General features: G+C 67.0%; 15 protein-coding genes. 9 read left to right on the top strand and 6 right to left on the bottom strand.

All coding sequences use genetic code 11. From position 1 onward, the window contains the following. Window positions 1–111: 111 nt before the first annotated feature. Window positions 112–624 (top strand): metallopeptidase family protein, encoded by a 513-nt coding sequence (locus tag J7I89_RS19485; RefSeq protein ID WP_214973614.1) that lies wholly within the window; start codon window positions 112–114, stop codon window positions 622–624. A 26-nt stretch (window positions 625–650) separates the two neighbouring features. On the opposite strand, the gene J7I89_RS19480 is transcribed toward J7I89_RS19485, so the two are convergent. The 3 genes from J7I89_RS19480 to J7I89_RS25370 are packed head-to-tail and all read right to left on the bottom strand — an operon-like array spanning window position 651 to window position 6263. Beyond that, window positions 651–2339: a DUF5719 family protein gene (locus J7I89_RS19480; RefSeq protein WP_214973613.1), complete on the bottom strand. Its 1689-nt coding sequence runs from the start codon at window positions 2337–2339 to the stop codon at window positions 651–653. Next, window positions 2332–5688, bottom strand: coding sequence for a glycosyltransferase family 2 protein (locus tag J7I89_RS19475; RefSeq protein ID WP_214973611.1), 3357 nt, complete (start codon window positions 5686–5688; stop codon window positions 2332–2334). The genes J7I89_RS19480 and J7I89_RS19475 overlap by 8 nt, the downstream gene beginning before the upstream one ends. A gap of 29 nt (window positions 5689–5717) precedes the next feature. Next, complete coding sequence (locus J7I89_RS25370; RefSeq protein ID WP_251045567.1) at window positions 5718–6263, bottom strand: WhiB family transcriptional regulator; 546 nt, start codon at window positions 6261–6263, stop codon at window positions 5718–5720. Between the two features lie 428 nt (window positions 6264–6691). Here J7I89_RS25370 and J7I89_RS19465 point away from each other — a divergent pair, with 428 nt between their 5' ends. After that, window positions 6692–7390, top strand: coding sequence for a TIGR03089 family protein (locus tag J7I89_RS19465; RefSeq protein WP_214973609.1), 699 nt, complete (start codon window positions 6692–6694; stop codon window positions 7388–7390). Between the two features lie 31 nt (window positions 7391–7421). Here the strand turns inward: J7I89_RS19465 and J7I89_RS19460 are convergent, their stop codons facing one another. Continuing rightward, on the bottom strand, window positions 7422–7985 hold the full coding sequence (locus J7I89_RS19460) for a GtrA family protein (RefSeq protein ID WP_214973607.1): 564 nt from the start codon (window positions 7983–7985) through the stop codon (window positions 7422–7424). Between the two features lie 197 nt (window positions 7986–8182). Here J7I89_RS19460 and J7I89_RS19455 point away from each other — a divergent pair, with 197 nt between their 5' ends. Genes J7I89_RS19455 through J7I89_RS19435 form a run of 5 tightly spaced genes read left to right on the top strand, consistent with a single transcriptional unit; the run spans window position 8183 to window position 13846 of the window. Beyond that, window positions 8183–9379 (top strand): 5-(carboxyamino)imidazole ribonucleotide synthase, encoded by a 1197-nt coding sequence (locus J7I89_RS19455; RefSeq protein ID WP_214973605.1) that lies wholly within the window; start codon window positions 8183–8185, stop codon window positions 9377–9379. Then, on the top strand, window positions 9376–9942 hold the full coding sequence (gene purE / locus J7I89_RS19450; protein ID WP_214973604.1) for a 5-(carboxyamino)imidazole ribonucleotide mutase: 567 nt from the start codon (window positions 9376–9378) through the stop codon (window positions 9940–9942). Before J7I89_RS19455 ends, purE begins: the two co-directional genes overlap by 4 nt. Before the next feature lie 9 nt (window positions 9943–9951). Further along, entirely contained in the window at window positions 9952–11595 is a 1644-nt protein-coding gene (locus J7I89_RS19445) for an LCP family protein (RefSeq protein ID WP_214973603.1), read from the top strand. Window positions 11596–11631: 36 nt separating this feature from the next. Next, the gene (manA, locus tag J7I89_RS19440; protein WP_214973602.1) at window positions 11632–12882 is read left to right on the top strand and encodes a mannose-6-phosphate isomerase, class I; all 1251 of its coding nucleotides are present in this window, start codon (window positions 11632–11634) and stop codon (window positions 12880–12882) included. A gap of 4 nt (window positions 12883–12886) precedes the next feature. Further along, a complete protein-coding gene (locus tag J7I89_RS19435) occupies window positions 12887–13846 on the top strand; it encodes a peptidoglycan bridge formation glycyltransferase FemA/FemB family protein (RefSeq protein ID WP_214973601.1) in 960 nt (319 codons plus the stop codon). Between the two features lie 45 nt (window positions 13847–13891). Here the strand turns inward: J7I89_RS19435 and J7I89_RS25365 are convergent, their stop codons facing one another. Together J7I89_RS25365 and glpX are read right to left on the bottom strand one after the other, a co-directional pair. Further along, the gene (locus J7I89_RS25365) at window positions 13892–14509 is read right to left on the bottom strand and encodes an endonuclease domain-containing protein (protein ID WP_251045566.1); all 618 of its coding nucleotides are present in this window, start codon (window positions 14507–14509) and stop codon (window positions 13892–13894) included. A gap of 476 nt (window positions 14510–14985) precedes the next feature. Further along, window positions 14986–16005, bottom strand: coding sequence for a class II fructose-bisphosphatase (gene glpX / locus J7I89_RS19425; protein ID WP_214973598.1), 1020 nt, complete (start codon window positions 16003–16005; stop codon window positions 14986–14988). Window positions 16006–16198: 193 nt separating this feature from the next. Between glpX and J7I89_RS19420 the strand changes: the two genes are divergently transcribed. Together J7I89_RS19420 and J7I89_RS19415 are read left to right on the top strand one after the other, a co-directional pair. Continuing rightward, window positions 16199–16894 carry a DUF4245 domain-containing protein gene (locus tag J7I89_RS19420; RefSeq protein WP_214973596.1) on the top strand — a complete coding sequence of 232 codons (696 nt, stop codon included), beginning with the start codon at window positions 16199–16201 and terminating at the stop codon, window positions 16892–16894. A gap of 10 nt (window positions 16895–16904) precedes the next feature. Then, window positions 16905–17519, top strand: a complete 615-nt coding sequence (locus tag J7I89_RS19415) for a carbonic anhydrase (RefSeq protein WP_214973595.1) — start codon at window positions 16905–16907, stop codon at window positions 17517–17519. Window positions 17520–17578 lie beyond the last annotated feature (59 nt).

Here is a 17578-nt window from a genome sequence, read left to right as displayed (position 1 = left end):
GACTACTCCGGGTGGCGAACATTTTCCGACATTGACGGCGGCCCGCGCCGCGGCCGTGCCCCCGGCGCGGATTATGTCGCGCAAATCATCCGGCGGGTTTAGAGTCTGTATATGCAGTCATCGCACCATGATTCGGGTTTTACGGTCCGGTTGGCTGACCCCGACGCTCCCTTGGACGTCACAGGCTCGGTCCCCGCGCGAAGCTTTGCGCAGCGCAGGCGCAACCGGCACGGACGCGGCCTCCGCGGAGAATTGATGCTGCCCACCCTCCCCGCCTACCGGACCCGTTCGGACCGGTTCGACGAATTCGTCATGGACTCCGCCCAGCGACTCCACGACATCTGGGGAAAGCCGCTCGACGGCGTGCGGTTCGCCGTCGAGGAGATTCCGCCGAACCTCGAGCAGCTCGTGGCTGACAGATCGCCCGCTCCGCTGGGCTCCTACACGCCCCCCACCGAGGACGAGGGGCCCGTCATTACCCTCTACCGCAGGGTTGTTGAACAGGCGTGCCCGGTCCCGGAAGAGCTTCAGGACCTGGTGCACGACGTTGTGGTCGAACATACCGCTGAAATGCTTGGTGTGGCGCCGGAAACCCTGGACCCTGTTTACCGACGCCGCTACTGAGCCGCGCCGCGCACCCGCGACCTGACCTACTGACCCAGCGTCACCGCCACCTTTTCCTGTCCCTCGGCGCCCGGAGCAATGGCGACGGTGGAGACGTCGTTGCGGCCCGCCCGTTCAACGAGGACCGTGCCGTACGCCGCGCCGCCGGAGGCGGACACCAGATAGGCGACGACCGGCGACTTTCCGATCTTTGCCGGCACCTTCAGGGACGTCGTGGTGCCTCCGGCGATATTCGCGCTGGCAGCCGGGCGGAGCTTCCCGTCCGCCGTGATGGGGGTGTAGGAAATCGTGGCCCTGTCCTCCAGCGCCCCGAAGACCATCAGCCGTTCGCCGTCCTGCGGAACCGGCACAACATGCTGGCTGCCCAGCTGGGCCGTCGACGGTGCCCAGCCGAAGTCCAGACTTTGGCTGGCCTTCAGGCCCCGGCTCACGCGGACGCCGGCCACGATGGTCACGTCCGACGTCGCTGACACGGTGTACTGGCCGGCCGGAACTCCGCCCAGCGGAATTTCTGTCACCGTCCCGGCCTTGGCGGTGACGACGCCCCCGCCGGGCAGCGCCTTCTGCCCGGCGCTACCGAAGAGTTTGACCTCCACCACGGCATCAATCGGCCCCGGAACGGTGATCTGGAGAGAAGGTGCGGCGTCGAGGAAACCTGGCGCGGCGGTGAGTGCTGCGAGCCCTTCGGGGTCCTGGATGTCGATTCCGGTCATGACCTGGCGGGACGCGGGAGCGGTCCCCGGAGCGATGAAATCGACACCGCCCGGTGTCAGCCCGCGCAGCACGCTCTGCTGGATGAAGGCGCTCACCGGTCCGCCCGTGCTGCGGGCGTGGACGCTTAGCCGCTCTTCGCCAGGGACCAGGCCTGCCAGCACAATGGAGCGCGTGGATTTCGGGGCAACGAGCAGCCCCCTGCTGCCGGGGGCCTTGATCTGGCCGTTCTTGCCGTAGAGCTCCAGGCTCACTGTGGCGGGCGTGGTTGAGGCGTTGGTCAGGTTTAGGAGGCTGGTGCGGCCCACTGCCGTGTTGGCCCCCGTGAGCCATAGATCGTTCGAGGGCGTCTGGCAGGCAGCGGCGGCCAATCCTTGAAGATCCCCGTCCGTTGCCGTGTAGTTCATGACGGCGGCTGCGGCCGGCTGGCGGTTGCCCAGCGCGTCGGCACTGAGCACGCTGACGTCCTTCACGCTCCGCTGGGCGATGACCCCGGCGAGCTGGCCGGAGGCGCCGGGAGGGGCCGTTGCGGAGCCGGGAACGTCGGCGATGCGAAGCAGTTCCGATCCGCCCAGTGCGGACAGCCTGCTGCCCGGGAGCGAACCGGCGGCCGCGCTGACGACTGCCGCGGAAACCGAAGTCCTGGCCGTCGCCGATTCCGGACTGAACTGCGGGTCCGTCCCCACCGGTGTTCCTTCGAGCAATTTCGCCGGGCCGGGGCAGACATCCTGGCTGTTTCCTGCGGGGACGGAGGCCAGCGGGATCTCAAGCTGCCGGCCAGTCGAGGGCTGCGGGGCGAGGGAGGCAGCTGCCACCATCCCTCCCCCGGCCGCCAGAATCGCTGCCGCCGACAGCAGGCCGGTAACCATGCCGCGGCGCGCGGGACGCCTGCTCTTTTTCGCAGGCTTCGCCTGTTCCTCGCTGCGCTCAGCGGATCCTGCGGGGAACTCGGGTGCGTGCGGAGGCACCGCCGGCGTCCCGCCGTCGTTTTCTGCCTTATGCATTCTGGTATTCCTTACGCAGGGAGCCTTCGTCCCTGGACAGGCCGGTATTGGGGCGCCGTGCCGGCATGGGCAGCGCCAGCAGGACTGTCAGGCCGATCACCGCCGCCTGGATGATTCCCGCCCACGGAGCCCAGGGGCTCTCGTAGCGGACGGTGACCTGCCCCGCCTGCGTGGGCAGCGTGAACGCCTGGGACCAGCCGGATGTGGTGGACGTGAGCTTGCGTCCGTCGAGCCAGGCGGTCCAGCCCGGATCCGCGCGCTCCGCGAGCACCAGGAGCCTGCCTTCGGGCCCCTTGGGCACGGCCGTTTCCACGTTGTTCAGGCCCGACGGAAGGAGGCTGATGGTGGCTCCCTTGCCGTCAATGATGCGCACGCGGTGGGCGACGTCGGCGGGCTGCAGGACGGACTGGTCCAGCGGGCTGATCCGCCAGAGCCAGCCTGAGTCCGTTTGGCCCACGGCCACGAGCCCGGGAACGGCGTCCATGCGGCTCGCCGTAAGCTGCGCCGCGGTATCCGACGCGCGGAGCACCACGAAGCCGGCCCCGAGCTGCTCGAGTTCGGGCCGCGGGTCAACGCCCCGGCCGGCCACGAGGGTGGCCACGGTGGTGCGAAGCGCTGCCGTGACTTCGTCGTCCTCGCGCACCGACTCGCTGCCCGGGTTCCCCCGGATGTCGCGGGCCGATGCGATGGCGGAAAGGCCGTCAAGCGTTGTGCCGGCACCGCGCATCAGCGAGGCATCGTACGTCCCGTCCTCACCGGTGCCGATCAGCAGGGTCCGCGACTGCTCCGGACCCTCGCCGCGGTCGATTGCCGTGGCTGGCAGGCTTCGCGGATTCGTGGCAGCCACCAGCCGGGGAGTGCCCAGGGCAGGCGTGTCGGCGGCTGCCCCGGCAGTAGCGGCAGGCTGGAGGACGTTCTGGGCCGCCCAGGCAGTGAGCCCCGCCGCCGGACCGGCTAGGAGGAGCGCCAGGGCCAGCGCCGCAGCGGAACGGACCAGGATAGCCCGCCTGCCGCTGCGCGCATTGTCAGGGGACTTCGCGGCTGCAGCGTCGTCGTCCGCGTCGGCGAGGGACAGCAGGCCGTCACCGCCGATGAGTGCCGCCCCGAGCAACGCGAATACGGCAGCGGACACCGCGGGCCCGGCGAACGGCGTCACCAGGGCCTGCGCAGTGGCTCCCGTGGCGACGTGTCCCGCCAGCCAGCCGCCGGCCAGCGCAACGAGCGCGCCCGCCCACAGGGCCCTGGCAACGCGGGCGCGCCGTGCGGGAAGCAACAGCGCAGCCACCGCCAGTGCGAGCACCGGCGCGCCGATCAGGAGCGCCAGCACCAGGGCCCACGGCACGGGGCCGCCCGCGAAAAGCGTCAGGCCGGTAAGCCCGCCGAATGAATCGAAGCTGAGGGGTTGGCCCAGAATCTGCTGCCAGAGCGGAGCGGCGTCGAAGTCCAGTGGAAGTCCGGGATCCGCAAGAAGCGCCCGGGGCCGGTCCAGGGTGGACAGGGCGAAGGGGACGAACAGCGCGGCGCTCGGCAGGAGGGCCCACCACAGGGTGCGTCCCCTCCCCCGCAGCAGCAGACCGCAAAGGACCACGACGACGGCGGACGGCGCCAGAAGCGACGGGGCGGCGGCCGTGACCACGCCCAAGGCGAGCCCTGCCGCTGCTGCCGCTGTCCATGACGGTGTTCCGTTGACTCCGGGCTTAATCGGAAGCGCGTCGGCCTGATGCCGTGCGCCCGGAGCGGGCACGGCAAAGCGGCCGCGTCCGATTGCCGAGCCTGTGGCACGCAGCAGCGCAAGCACGACGAGAGGCATCATGATGTGTGCCACAAGGGCGCCCACGCGTCCTTGGTTCACGGCGATCTGCAAGGCAGGCGCCCCCGCCCAGACCAGCGCCGCGGCGAGCCGGAACCGGCGTCGGGTAGTCAAGGCGCCCGAGGCGAACCAGGCCGCCAGCCCGGCCAATGGCATGGCGAGCAGGAGCAGCCAGATGAGGGCGCCGTTCGCGTTGCCCCCGCCCAGCACGCCCAAAACCCAGAGGACGTAGCCGAAGGGATCACCGTGGCCCGGCAATCCGGCGCCGAGCCCGATCCACCAGCTGGAGGCGTGATGCCAGATGTCCTCAAGCCTCGCAGAGGCCGGCAGGAGTGCGCCTCCGGCAGCGGCGTCGGCCTGGAAGAGCGCGGCCAAGCCGGCGAAGGAAGCCACCGCGGCAACAATCACGGCGGCGACGGCGCCGTTGCCCACCCAGCCGCGATCGCTGGTGGAGAGCGCCGCGAAGTCGTTCGTGGAGTCGCCGCTGGGCTGGTCCGCCAGCGGATCGTTCCCGCTGTCGCCGGCCTGCGCGTCATCCGCGCCCAAGGATTCCATGAGGGAACGCCGGTGGCCCCACACTTCACGCCGTTCGGTCTGCAGGGCGTTGACCACCGAGCGCCGGACGCGGCGCGTGCGGGCGGCATTCCGACGTCCCCGGAAAACGGCGCCGGGCCTGCCCAGGGCCGCCAGTGTTGCCAAAAGCTGCGAGAAACCGTGCCCGGGGTCCTTCACGGCGATGCTGAAGACCAGTTTGAAGATGCTCCCCAGCAGCGCCCCCACGGCGTGCAGCGGGACCATCCAAAGCGGTGCATGCTTGAGCCGCAGGTGCACCTGGGCCCGGCGCGCGGCCGAGGCGGTGCCCAGTGCATGCGGCCGGTGCGCAACGTGGAACATTTTGGCGCTGGGCACCACTACGACGCGGTGTCCGGCCAGCCGGTTCCGCCAGCAGAAGTCCACGTCGTCTCCGGTGCCGGGGAGTGCCCGATCAAACCCTTTGAGGTGTTCCCAGACGTCGCGCCGCACCAGCATTCCTGCGGAGTTGACGGCGAAAGTGTCGGAGCGGCCGTCATACTGGCCCTGGTCGAGCTCATCCGCCTCGATCAGGGTGAGCCGTTCGGCCCAGCGGCTCGTGGAAAGGCCGACGTCGATCAGCCGCCGCTGGACGTCCCAGTCCAGCTGCTTGCAGCCCGCCACCGTGACTGACGGCGCACGCTCCACGGCCTGCAGCAGCTCCGCCAGGGCCTCCGGGGCAGGAGCTGCATCATCATGCAGGAGCCAGATCCACTCGGAGGCCGCCTCCTGGGCTTCCTGGTCCCACGGGGCCAGGGCTGCAAGTCCTGCGCTAACGGCAGCGCCCATCCCTGTTTTGCCTGCACTGATGCGGGTGACGCTGGCTTTGCCGAGCGCACCTTCCAGGAGGGCAGCGGAATTATCCTGCGAACCTGTATCCACCCCGATCGCAACGTCCGCCGGCCGGGTCTGGTCCGCCAATGCGGCAAGGGTCCTGGGGAGATAGTCACTGCCGTTATGGGCAACCACAACGGCAGTGACGTGTACTTCCTGAAGAATTAGACTGCTCGCTTCCTCAGCCGACGGCGCTCACGTTCGGAGAGGCCTCCCCAAATACCGAATCGCTCATCGTTCGCCAACGCGTATTCAAGGCACTGGGATCGCACGTTGCACGCTCCGCAGACCTTCTTGGCGTCCCGGGTGGAGCCTCCCTTTTCGGGGAAGAACGCCTCGGGATCAGTCTGCGCGCACAAAGCATCTGTCTGCCAGCCGAGCTCGCCTTCGTCGTCGAAGTCCTGCTCCCGCGGCAACCCGATCCACACCGGCTGGGCCAGCGTGCCCGCGCCGGGGTTCCGCAGTTCCATCGGCGGATCACTAAGGTCTTCGTCCAGCTCCGGCTGGCCGCCCAGCAGCGCTTCATGCTCTGCCAAGAAAGCAGTGGCCTGGTCCTGCAATGACGCAGATGCGTCCAGGTTGTACCGCTCGGCGGCATCCGGATCGGCCGGATCTACATACCAGTCACTCGGCACACCGCGTGAGCGGTATTTTGCCGTGGCCTGGCCGGCCACAACGGCTTCCTCATGGATACGCTCAACTTGCCCCATGGCGTCCCCTCCCCAAATAGTGCGGCCTTGCCCGGACGCTCAGGACACTAGGTTTGTGTGCCCGAGACTCCGCGGTGGCTTTGATAACTAATTACACGCGTGTAAGTAAGGGGAGTCAAGCCGTCGCCGGGATAATAATCAATGCCGGCGCTGATCATGAGCCACGCCACGCCCGGGAATATTTTCCCATGGCGGATCCGGACGACACTTAATTTGACAGCAACCTTACTGTTTCGTTAGATTCCAGCGCAATTCCGCGGAAATCACACGAATCCGGGTCATTAACGCAAATGACGTTAGAAAAGCGGTGTGTCGGAGATCACTTGATTCCGGATGAGCGATCCGACCCGCGATCCGCAGCACCGGCTCCGTCCGGCGCAGGCAGAGCCCCCCGTGGACACCACTGCTGTGCGTGGCAAGATGTAGCCATGAACATCCCGGCCATTGATCTGATGACGGCCCTGCGCTCGGGCCACTCCACATACCCCCGCCTCACCTGGTACGGGCCCGACTCGGAACGCGTGGAGCTCTCCGGCCGGGTGCTTGACAACTGGGTGGCGAAGACGAGCAACCTTCTGCAGGATGAACTCGATGCCGGCCCCGGAACGCGGCTCCGGCTTGACCTCCCGGCACACTGGAAATCCATGATCTGGGCCCTTGCGGCATGGCAGCTCGGCATGGAGGTCATCCTGGACGGCGACGGCGCCGAACTGCTGGCGACCTCCGAGCCGGCGCAGGCCGGGGACGGGTTCGACGCCGTCATTGCGGTGCCGCTGCCGGCCCTTGCCATGCGGTGGCCGGGAGAACTGCCCGGCGGCGTTATCGACTACGCGGCCGAAGTCCGCTCGCACGGTGACGTCTTCATGGCCCACAACGATCCGGATCCCGACCAGCCTGCCGTCCGGCGCTCCGGCGGGACAGCAGTGCGCCATGCGGACCTGCTGGATGGATTCGCCGCCGGACACGAGGGCGGCGCCAGGCTGCTGGTCAAGGCGGCTGACGGGCTTGAGGCAGCGCTGGCCAACGCCCTCGGCGTGTGGAAGAACGACGGGTCAGTGGTGCTGGTTCACGGCGACGTGGAGGTCACGGACAAACTGCTCGCGGCGGAACGCGTCCACGGCGACTGACGTCCACCGCGGCCGCCTACTCCTGGCCGCGTCACTCTTGGCGTGCGGAAACCTCCGGATCCTCCGGTGCCGGCTCCGGCCGGCGCACGGCCGGCTTGGCGGCGTGGTGGTGCTCGATGAGCTCGTGGTCGTGGGAAAATTCCGGTTCCTGGTCCAGTTCCTGGTTGAACACGAGGAACCGGTACGCAAAGAAGCGGACCACGGTTGCCACCAGGATGCCCACGATGCCGGCGGCGAACAGCATGTTTTTGTCCGTGACGCCCATCGAATACTTGGCCAGGGCGGTAAAGCCGGTGGAAATGCCAATTCCGATGCCGTTGATCAGGACGAACATCAGGAACTCACGCAGAATGTTGGCCTGGCGGCGGTGACGGAAGGTCCAGAGGCGGTTGGCGATCCAGGAAAACACGGTAGCCACGGTGGCTCCCACGAACCGGGCCTTGGCCTCGCTGTCCGTCATGGGACCATGCATCAGGTAGTAGGTCAGTCCGTTGTCAATGACGAACGCCACACCGCCCACGGCACCGAATTTCGCCACCTCGCGCCAAAACAGCGAGGCGAGTCCCCGGATGCGCTCTGCAAGTGTGTTAATCATGACCCTCCGTGGCCGTTTGAATACTGGGGGCCGTTGGGCCAAGCTCCCATTTTAGCCCGGTTTGCCGGGAGCAGCCTCAACGGAGGCACCGCCTCTGGTGCTCCGGCGGGAGCCGACAGCATGGATATTGGGCAATTTAGGGAGCTTCGCCGCCGTGGAAGCCGGTAACCGCGATCCTTTTCTGTAGGCTGGCATATGTGACTTTTCCAGTAATCGGCGTGGTTGGCGGCGGCCAGCTTGCGCGCATGATGGCCCCAGCCGCCACCGCATTGGGCTTCGAACTCCGCGTTCTCGCTGAAGGCGAAGACGTTTCCGCAGTCTCAGCCGTGGCGAACGCACCGGTGGGCGACTACAAGGATCTCGACGCACTCTTGGAGTTCTCCAAGGGCCTGGACGTGATGACCTTCGACCACGAACATGTTCCCGGCGAGCACCTCTACGCCCTGATCGAAGCCGGAGTGAATGTTCAGCCCGGGCCCGACGCACTCATCAATGCCCAGGACAAGCTCGTCATGCGTGCCGCCATTGACCGTCTCGAGCTTCCCAACCCGGCATGGGCCTCGGTGGACGACGTGGCCGGACTCATCACCTTCGGCGACCGGACCGGGTGGCCTGTGGTGCTCAAAATGCCGCGCGGCGGCTATGACGGCAAGGGCGTCCGCATAGTCGGCTCCGCCGAGGACGCCGCAGAAACCGCGGACTGGTTTGAAGCCATGAGCCCGCTCCTCGCCGAAGCCAAGGTGGAGTTCAGCCGTGAACTGTCTGCCCTCGTGGCACGGACGCCTGACGGTGCGTCCCGGGCCTGGCCGGTGGTCCACACCATCCAGGTGGACGGCGTATGCGATGAAGTGATCGCACCCGCCCAGGACATCCCCCTCGAGGTGGCCGCGGCGGCCGAAGAGGCAGCCCTGCGGATCGCCAGCGAACTCGGCGTCACCGGAGTCATGGCTGTAGAGCTCTTCGAGACGCCCGGAACAGGGGCGGGCTTCCTCATCAACGAACTGGCGATGCGCCCGCACAACACGGGGCACTGGACCCAGGACGGCTCCGTCACCAGCCAGTTCGAACAGCATCTCCGGGCCGTCCTGAACCTGCCGCTGGGCGCCACAGACGTTCTCGGCCAGGTTGTGGTGATGAAGAACTTCCTGGGCGGCGACAACCAGGATCTGTTCTCCGCCTACCCGGCGGCGCTGGCGGTGGAACCCGCCGCAAAGGTCCACTGCTACGGGAAATCGGTGCGGCCAGGCAGGAAGATAGGTCACGTCAACCTGGTAGGCGCATCCGTTGCGGACGTCGGATCCCTGCGGCAGCGCGCTACCGCGGTGGCCAGCATCATCCGTGACGGCAGGTTGCCGGCCGATTCGCGACCAGCAACAACCGAGGAGAACGCATGAGCCCCGAAACAGCCCCCGCCCCACTGGTCGGCCTCGTCATGGGGTCGGATTCAGACTGGCCCGTCATGGAGGCCGCCGCAGATGCCCTGGCCGAGTTCGGCATCCCCTTCGAGGCCGACGTCGTCTCCGCGCACCGCATGCCCACCGAAATGATCCGGTACGGACAGACGGCCCATGAGCGCGGCCTCCGCGTGATCATCGCCGGCGCCGGCGGTGCCGCCCACCTGCCCGGCATGCTGGCTTCCGTCACTCCGCTGCCTGTCATCGGCGTGCCTGTCCCGCTCAAGACCCTCGACGGGATGGATTCGCTGCTCTCCATCGTGCAGATGCCCGCCGGAGTCCCTGTGGCCACGGTCTCCATCGCCGGCGCCCGGAACGCCGGCCTGCTGGCCGTGCGGGTGCTGGCCGCGGGGACGGACGACCTCGCCGTGCGCCTCCGGGCCGAACTCCTGGACTTTGCGCAGGAGCTGAACGACGTTGCCAGCCGGAAGGGCGCCAACCTCCGGCAGAAAGTCAATGAAGTCTTCTCCGACAAAAACGTCGGTCTCCGGGGTAGCCGTTAGGGATCCGTCATGTCCAACACCGAACTGCCATCCAAAGGACTGCTGACGGACCCGGTCCGGAATCCGGCGAGCGCTCCGGAGCCCGTCCGCACGAGGCGCGCCTTCCTGCTGATCCTCCTGACGCTCTTCGTGCCGGGGAGCGCCCAGATCGTGGCCGGAGACCGCAAGCTTGGCCGCATTGCGCTGCGCGTCACGCTCAGCGTCTGGGTCCTGGCGATCATTGCCCTGGTGTCGCTGTTCACCAACCGGACCCTGCTCATCAGCATTGTCACCAACCAGATCGCTTCACTGCTCATCGTCCTCGTCCTTGCGGCCTTGGCCGTCGGCTGGCTGGTGCTCTTCGTCAACACGCTGCGGCTGATCCGGCCGGTGCTGCTGGCGCCGCGCATGCGGCCCGCAGTCGGCATTGCGCTTGCCCTCGCGATGGTGCTCAGCAGCGGCTCGCTCGGCTACGCGGCCTATCTGCTCAACGTGAGCCGCAATGCGATCGGCAGCATCTTCAATGCCGACGGTCCGGCGATCGATCCCGTGGACGGCCGGTACAACTTCCTGATGATGGGCGGCGACGCGGGAGCTGACCGCACCGGCCGGCGACCGGACAGCCTGTCCGTCCTCAGCGTGGACGCGGAAAGCGGCAAGACGGCAATCATCTCGATTCCCCGCAACCTGCAGAACGCACGATTCAGCGAGGGCTCGCCCATGCTGCAGGTGTATCCCGACGGCTACGACTGCGGCAACGACTGCCTCATCAACGCCATCAACACCGAGGTCACCAACGAACACAAGGACCTCTACCCCGGAGTGGCCGATCCCGGCGCGCAGGCGACGCTGGAAGCCGTGTCCGGAACCCTGGGGATCACCGTCCAAGCCTACGTCCTGGTGGACATGGACGGCTTCGCGAAACTCATCGACGCCATGGGCGGAATCCGGATCAAGGCTGGCGGCTGGGTGCCAATCAGCGGCGACATGATCGACGAGGCCAACGGCATCCACGGAATGCCCCTCGGCTGGATCCCCGCCGGCGAACAGAAGCTGGATGGCTTCCATGCGCTGTGGTACGGGCGTTCCCGTGAGTTCGTTGACGACTACGCACGGATCCAGCGGCAGCAGTGCGTCCAGCAGGCCATGCTGAGGCAGCTGGACCCGGCGACGCTCCTATCGAAGTTCGAAGACATTGCCAACGCCGGGACCAAGGTGGTCGACTCCAACATCTCAGCAAGCCAGCTGGGAAGCTTCGTTGACCTGGCCATGAAGGCCAAGGGCAAGGAGATCGGCCGCCTCACCATTGGTCCGCCGGACTTTGATGCGTCGTTCTCCACGGTGCCCGACTTCGACGTCATCCACGAACGGGTACGGAAACTCCTCGAGTCGCAGAGCTCCACCTCGTCGCCGGCCGCGGCCGGTACTGACGACGCCGTCCTCCAGCCTCGGAACGCGGGCGGCGGCAACGGGCTGTCGGCAGCCGGTCCCCCGCTGGGCCTACCGGCCACCACCCCCGCGCCGTCGCCGTCGTCGTCGGACTTCACGCCGGTGACCACCACGCCGGCAGGTGAACCTATTACCGAAAAGATGCTGAACCAGCTCAAGCGCGAGGGGAACGAGCAGGCCATCCGCGAACTCGTGGCCACCAACGGCCAGTGCGCTCCCCTGTGACAGACAACCTGCTTCGAGAAAGAGGGACACCCCGCTGTGTACGAAATCGATAACGTCCTCCGGACGTACGCCTGGGGATCGACGACGGCGATCGCGGGCTTGTTGGACAGGCCGGCGTCGGGCGGGCCGGAGGCAGAGGTGTGGATCGGAGCCCACCCGGACTCCCCTTCCGTTGCCACGCGCCCTGACGGAACAACGGTGCCCCTGGATGAGCTGATCGCCGGGGACCCCGGCCATTTCCTGGGGGATGCCTCCGTGGCCGCGTTCGGGCCGCGACTGCCCTTCCTCGCCAAGGTCCTCGCCGCAGCAAAGCCGTTGTCGTTGCAGGTGCACCCGAGCCTTGAACAGGCCCGGGCCGGTTTTGCCCGCGAAAACGGCCAAGGCGTTCCCGCGGACGCCCCCCACCGCAACTACCGGGACGACAACCACAAACCGGAGATGATCTTCGCGCTGACTCCGTTTGACTCGCTGTGCGGTTTCCGTGAACCGGCGAAGTCACGTGATGTCTTCCTTCACCTGGCGGGATGCCTGGAGCTCTCCGGCTCCGGCGTGCCGCAGATCCTGACCCAGGTGATCGATGATCTTTCCCTGCCCGAGGAGGACGCCGCCCTGCGAACAGCGTTCCAGCGGCTGATCGCGGGCGGAGCGGGCGTCCAGGAGGCGACGGCGAGGGTTGTCGAGGCGCTGACGTCCGGCGCGCCGATGGCCCCCCACCAGCCGGAACTGTCCACCGTGCTCAGCCTCGACAGCGAGTACCCTGGTGATCCGGGCGTGCTTATTTCCCTGTTGCTGAATCGGCTCTCGCTGCAGCCCGGCGAAGCCGTGTACCTCCCCGCCGGGAAAGTACACGCCTACCTTCACGGCCTCGGCGTGGAAGTCATGGCCTCCTCGGACAATGTGTTGCGCGGCGGCCTGACACCAAAGTTTGTTGACGTGCCGGAGCTGCTGAAAACCGTCGTCTTCGAGTCCGTGGAAGTGCCCATGCTCCGCGCGGAGGTTTCCGAACTCGGCCAGGAACTGTACCAGCCGCCTTTCCAGGAGTTCCAGCTGCAACGGATCGAGCTGCTGCCGGACGGCGCCCCCGTGCCGCTCGCGCAATCAGGCGCTGCCGTGATCATCGTGGTTGAGGGGTCCGTCTACCTTGACTCGCCCAAGGGTGACTTGCGGCTGGGCCGCGGCGGCAGCGCCTTCCTCCCGGCAGCCGATGCCCCGGTCAACGTCCACCCGGTTTCAGGTTCCACGGACACTGCCGTGGCCTTCGCCGTGACCACCGCCCTGAAAGCCTGAGGCCGTGGAATACTTCCTGCAGACCCAGGCATGGGCTGATTTCCAGAGATCGCTGGGCCGGACGGTTCACCGGGGCTCCGGGCAGGGGTGGAGCTTCCTGGCGGTCGGGGAAAAGAACCCGGCCGGCAAGGTGCTGTACGCGCCCTACGGTCCCGTGGCCGAGTCCGTCGAGGCATTTGATGCCGCGCTGGCGGCCCTTCGGGACGTGGCAAAGTCCTGCGGCGCCGTCTTCATCCGGATCGAGCCCGCAACGGCGGGACTGGACCCGACGACGGCCCCCGCGGAACTGCGGAGCCGCGGGCTGCAGCCTGCCCCGGTCAACCAGCAGCCCGAACTTAGCTGGATTGTGGACCTCGACCGGGACTTCAAGGACGTGCTGGCCGACATGAAGCCGGTCAACCGCAACCTCTACCGGAACATCCACAAGAAGGGCGTCACCTTCCGCTCGTCGCAGGATCCGGAGGACATCCGCGTGCTCCTGAACTTCCTGCACATGACGGCGAGGCGCAACGGCTTCAAGCCGCAAAGTGACGAATACCTGAGCCAGGTTGCCACCGCGCTGATGCCCGCCGGTGCAGCCACGCTGTTCATCGCCGAGCTCCACGGCGGGCCCATTGCGGCTGCCCTGGCCTATGACTCCGCGGACACCCGGACCTACGCCCACGCGGCCATGGACGATACCCACCGGAAGCTCAGTGCCGGCATTCCCCTGCTGGTGACGCTGATGGCCGATGCCCAGGACAAAGGCCTCAAGCACGTGGACCTCTGGGGCGTGGCGCCGGCCGACCAGCCCGATCACAAGTGGGCGGGCTTCACGGCGTTCAAGAAGTCCTTCGGCGGCCGCGAAATCGCCTACCCCGGGACGTGGGACCTGCCCGTCAACCGCCCACGCTACGCGGCGTACCAGGTGGCCCGCAAACTCCGCGACGCCCTGCGCTCGGCCCTCAAACGCCCCACCTCCTGAGCGCGAACCGGCAGATAATGCCCTCAAATCCGTCTTCTGCGGGCATTAGCTGCCAGTTCGCGCCCAACGGATCGACGCGGACGAGCCGCCGAGAAGCGCCCTGACCTTTTCGACGACGAACGGCCGTTCCCCGTCCAGGTCGCTCCTTTGCACCCGGACTTCCCGCCAGCCCAGACTTTCCGTCAGGCGCTGCCGTTTGATGTCGCGGCGGTACTGGTCCGGGTCGCCATGGTGGGCGCCGTCATACTGAAGCGCGATCCGGTGGTCAGGGTAGGCGGCATCAGGCCAGACCACCGGATGGCCGAGTCCGTTTCTCAGCACGACATTCAGGGCAGGTTCAGGAAGCCCGGCCCGCACGAGCGCCAGCCTCATCATCGTTTCCGGCGCCGAGTCCGCTCCCACTCGGATGAGTTCCAGGGCCAACCTTGCCTTTTTCACCCCGCGCATTCCCGCATGCTGGCCGACTATCGCTTGCAGGTCGGAGATCGAGGACAACGGCTGACGCGGCACCGGGAAATCATCTCCGTGTTCGACGACGATCGAGTCACCGGCAGCGACGAGTTCATCCACGCTCAACACGGAAGCAAGGTCCAGCCAAGTGCGCGCAGGCGAGGTGAGGCGCACGCCGTCGAACATCAGAACTTCGCCTTCCTTGAACGACAACTGATGCCCCACCACATTCCGGCGTCGGGGCTTAGAACCGTCTGCGGCCCGGGCAATGTGGATGCGCCAGTCCTGGTCCAGCCAGCCCGGTAGGCATATGCAACAGATTCTGGCGCTGGTCGAGTGGGTCAGCACGCAGCCCGGGTCCAGCCGGCTGTAGGCGCGGACATTCTCAGCCACGCTTCCTGTGCCGTTCAACGCAAGCCTGATGCCGCGGGACGGCGTGAAGATGCCATCCCTGCTCAGCTGTTTTCGGCTCAGGCCGAGCAGGTCCGCGTCGGCAACAAGAAACGAACCATGCGGTAACTGGGGCGGCATCGGGGTCCGGGACATGGTTCATTCTGGACCGGATTCGCAGGGTGGGGCGCGTTATCCACAGGGTGACTTCGGCGCTTAAACGCGAACTGGCAGCTAATGACCCCAAACCGTGGATTTGGGGTCATTTGCTGCCAGTTCGCGCAGGGAGGCGGGTGCGGCTAGCGGCGGGCGTAGCCTTCCCACTTGCTGGCCTGGTGCTCGCCGTCCACAAACCGGATGGTGCCGGACTTGGAGCGCATGACGATCGACTGCGTCAGCACCTTGTCCTTGTCGTAGCGCACGCCCTTGAGGAGGTCGCCGTCGGTGATGCCGGTGGCGGCGAAGTAGCAGTTGTCGCTCTTGACGAGGTCGTTCGTGGAGAGGACCCGCTCGAGGTCGTGGCCGGCGTCGATGGCCTTCTGCTTCTCATCGTCGCTCGTGGGCCACAGCCGGCCCTGGATGACGCCACCGAGGGACTTGATGGCGCACGCGGCGACGATGCCTTCGGGCGTTCCGCCGATGCCCATCAGTGCGTCCACGCCGGTGCCGGAGCGTGCTGCCGCGATGGCGCCGGCGACGTCGCCGTCCATGATGAACTTGGTGCGCGCGCCGGCTTCGCGGATTTCCTCCACCAGCGGGCGGTGGCGGTCGCGGTCCAGGATCATGACGTTGAGCTGGTTGACCTTGACGCCCTTGGCCTTGGCGATCAGGTGCAGGTTCTGCTTGACGGGCAGGCGCAGGTCCACCATGTCGGCGGCCTCGGGGCCGGTGACAAGCTTTTCCATGTAGAACACCGCTGAGGGGTCAAACATGGAGCCGCGCTCGGCCACCGCGAGGACGGCCAGGGCGTTGTTGATCCCCAGCGCCGTCAGGCGGGTTCCATCAATCGGGTCGACGGCGACGTCGCACTCGGGACCGGTGCCGTCACCCACCTGCTCGCCGTTGAAGAGCATGGGGGCTTCGTCTTTTTCGCCTTCGCCGATGACCACAACGCCGTTAAAGTGGACGGTCTGGAGGAACGACCGCATGGCGTCGACGGCGGCGCCGTCGGCCTTGTTCTTGTCACCGAAACCCACCCAGTGGCCGCCGGCGATCGCCGCGGCCTCGGTGACGCGGACAAGCTCAAGTGCAAGGTTGCGGTCCGGCTCGTCGATGCCGACGGCAAGCGACGGGGAAAGCGTGGAATACTTCTGGGTCATGGACGCTGGTGACACGTGAACCTCTTCTTCGAGTGGCGATCATTGGACCCGCAAGGCCTGAGGCGGCCATCGCGGTGATTCCTCTGTAACTGATCATAGTCGCGGTGGACCACCAAGGTCATGGGATGACCCACCTGCGTAACGCACGATTTCCCTCACCGTCGCGCGCACCGAATGTGAGTTCGGCCCCCGCATGGGCGACTATAGAGGTGTGAGTGAAACGCAGGACAAGTCCACCCCCACGACCCCCGACGCCGGCCACGGCACCTCCCCCGCCGCGGCGGCACCGCCAGTCAAGCCGGTAATCCCCGCCGCTGCCGCCAAGCGGGCCAACGCCTCCGTCATTGGCATGATCATCGCCCTGGTGGTCAGCATCGCCGCTTTCCTGCCGATCGTCCTGATGAACCCCGCCCCGAAGTCCGACGGTTTCCGTCCCAACATCGACGTCAGCGCCGTGGCCCGCAACGCCGCGGGTGTGGCGGGATTCACACCAGTGACCCCCGCGGCGGGCGACACATTCCGGCCGAATTACGCCCGCTGGGAGGCCGGCACCGGCACCGGGGTGCCCACCTGGGAAGTCGGCTACCTCACTCCGAAGGAGGCGTTCATCGGCCTGGTCCAGACGAAGAAGGCCAATCCGACCTGGCTGCTGCAGCAGACCAAGAATGCACCCGTGACCGGAACCCGGAACGCGGGAGGGCAGGAATGGGAACTGCGCGACACCGGCAAGGGTGAAAAAAGCATGGTGCTGAACCGCCGCGGCACCACCGTCGTCCTCAGCGGCAACGCCCCACTGGACGAGTTCACGGTCCTGGCCGCCGCCGTCGTAAAGTCCCTGGACAGTAACCCGGCCGTAACGGTTTCCCCTTCGGCGAGTCCCGCCCCGTAAGGTTGGGGCCGTGGCAACCTATCTGACCCCTGCTCTGGCCTGGCGCCGTCTGCGCGAAGGCAACGAACGCTTCGTCAACGGCGAATCCTCACACCCCAACCAGGACGCCTCACGAAGGTCCTCCCTGGTGGAAAACCAGCACCCGTTCGCCGTGATCTTCGGCTGCTCGGACTCCCGGCTCGCCGCCGAGATCATCTTCGACCTCGGCCTGGGCGACGCCTTCGTGGTCCGCACCGCCGGCCAGGTGATCGACGACGCCGTGCTCGGCTCACTCGAGTACAGCATCGGCGTCCTCGCCGTGCCGCTGATCGTGGTCCTCGGCCACGACAGCTGCGGCGCGGTCAGCGCCACCAAGACTGCCGTGGAAACCGGCCAGATGCCCGTTGGATTCATCCGCGACCTCGTGGAGCGGATCACGCCGTCGGTCCTGACCTCCCTGCGCAATAACGAAACCGAGGTCAATGACATGGTGGTGGAGCACGTCAAACAGACGTCGCACCGCCTCGTGGACAGCTCACGTGTGATTTCCGACGCAATCGAAAGCGGACGGGCGGCCGTGATCGGGCTTTCCTACAGCCTGGCAGAGGGCCGCGCGGACTTGGTTTCCGGAATCGGCGAGCTTTAGACAGCGCTGCCGCGGCCCCGCCGGGAGCCCCGTAGCAAGCGGTTCACGGTTTTCGATGA

Origin of the sequence: Arthrobacter sp. ISL-5, assembly GCF_018613835.1 — a bacterium.
In the GTDB taxonomy this organism is placed as follows: Bacteria; Actinomycetota; Actinomycetes; order Actinomycetales; family Micrococcaceae; genus Arthrobacter.
The sequence above is the reverse complement of the archived record's forward strand: the minus strand, read 5'-3'. Positions and strand labels throughout refer to the sequence as shown.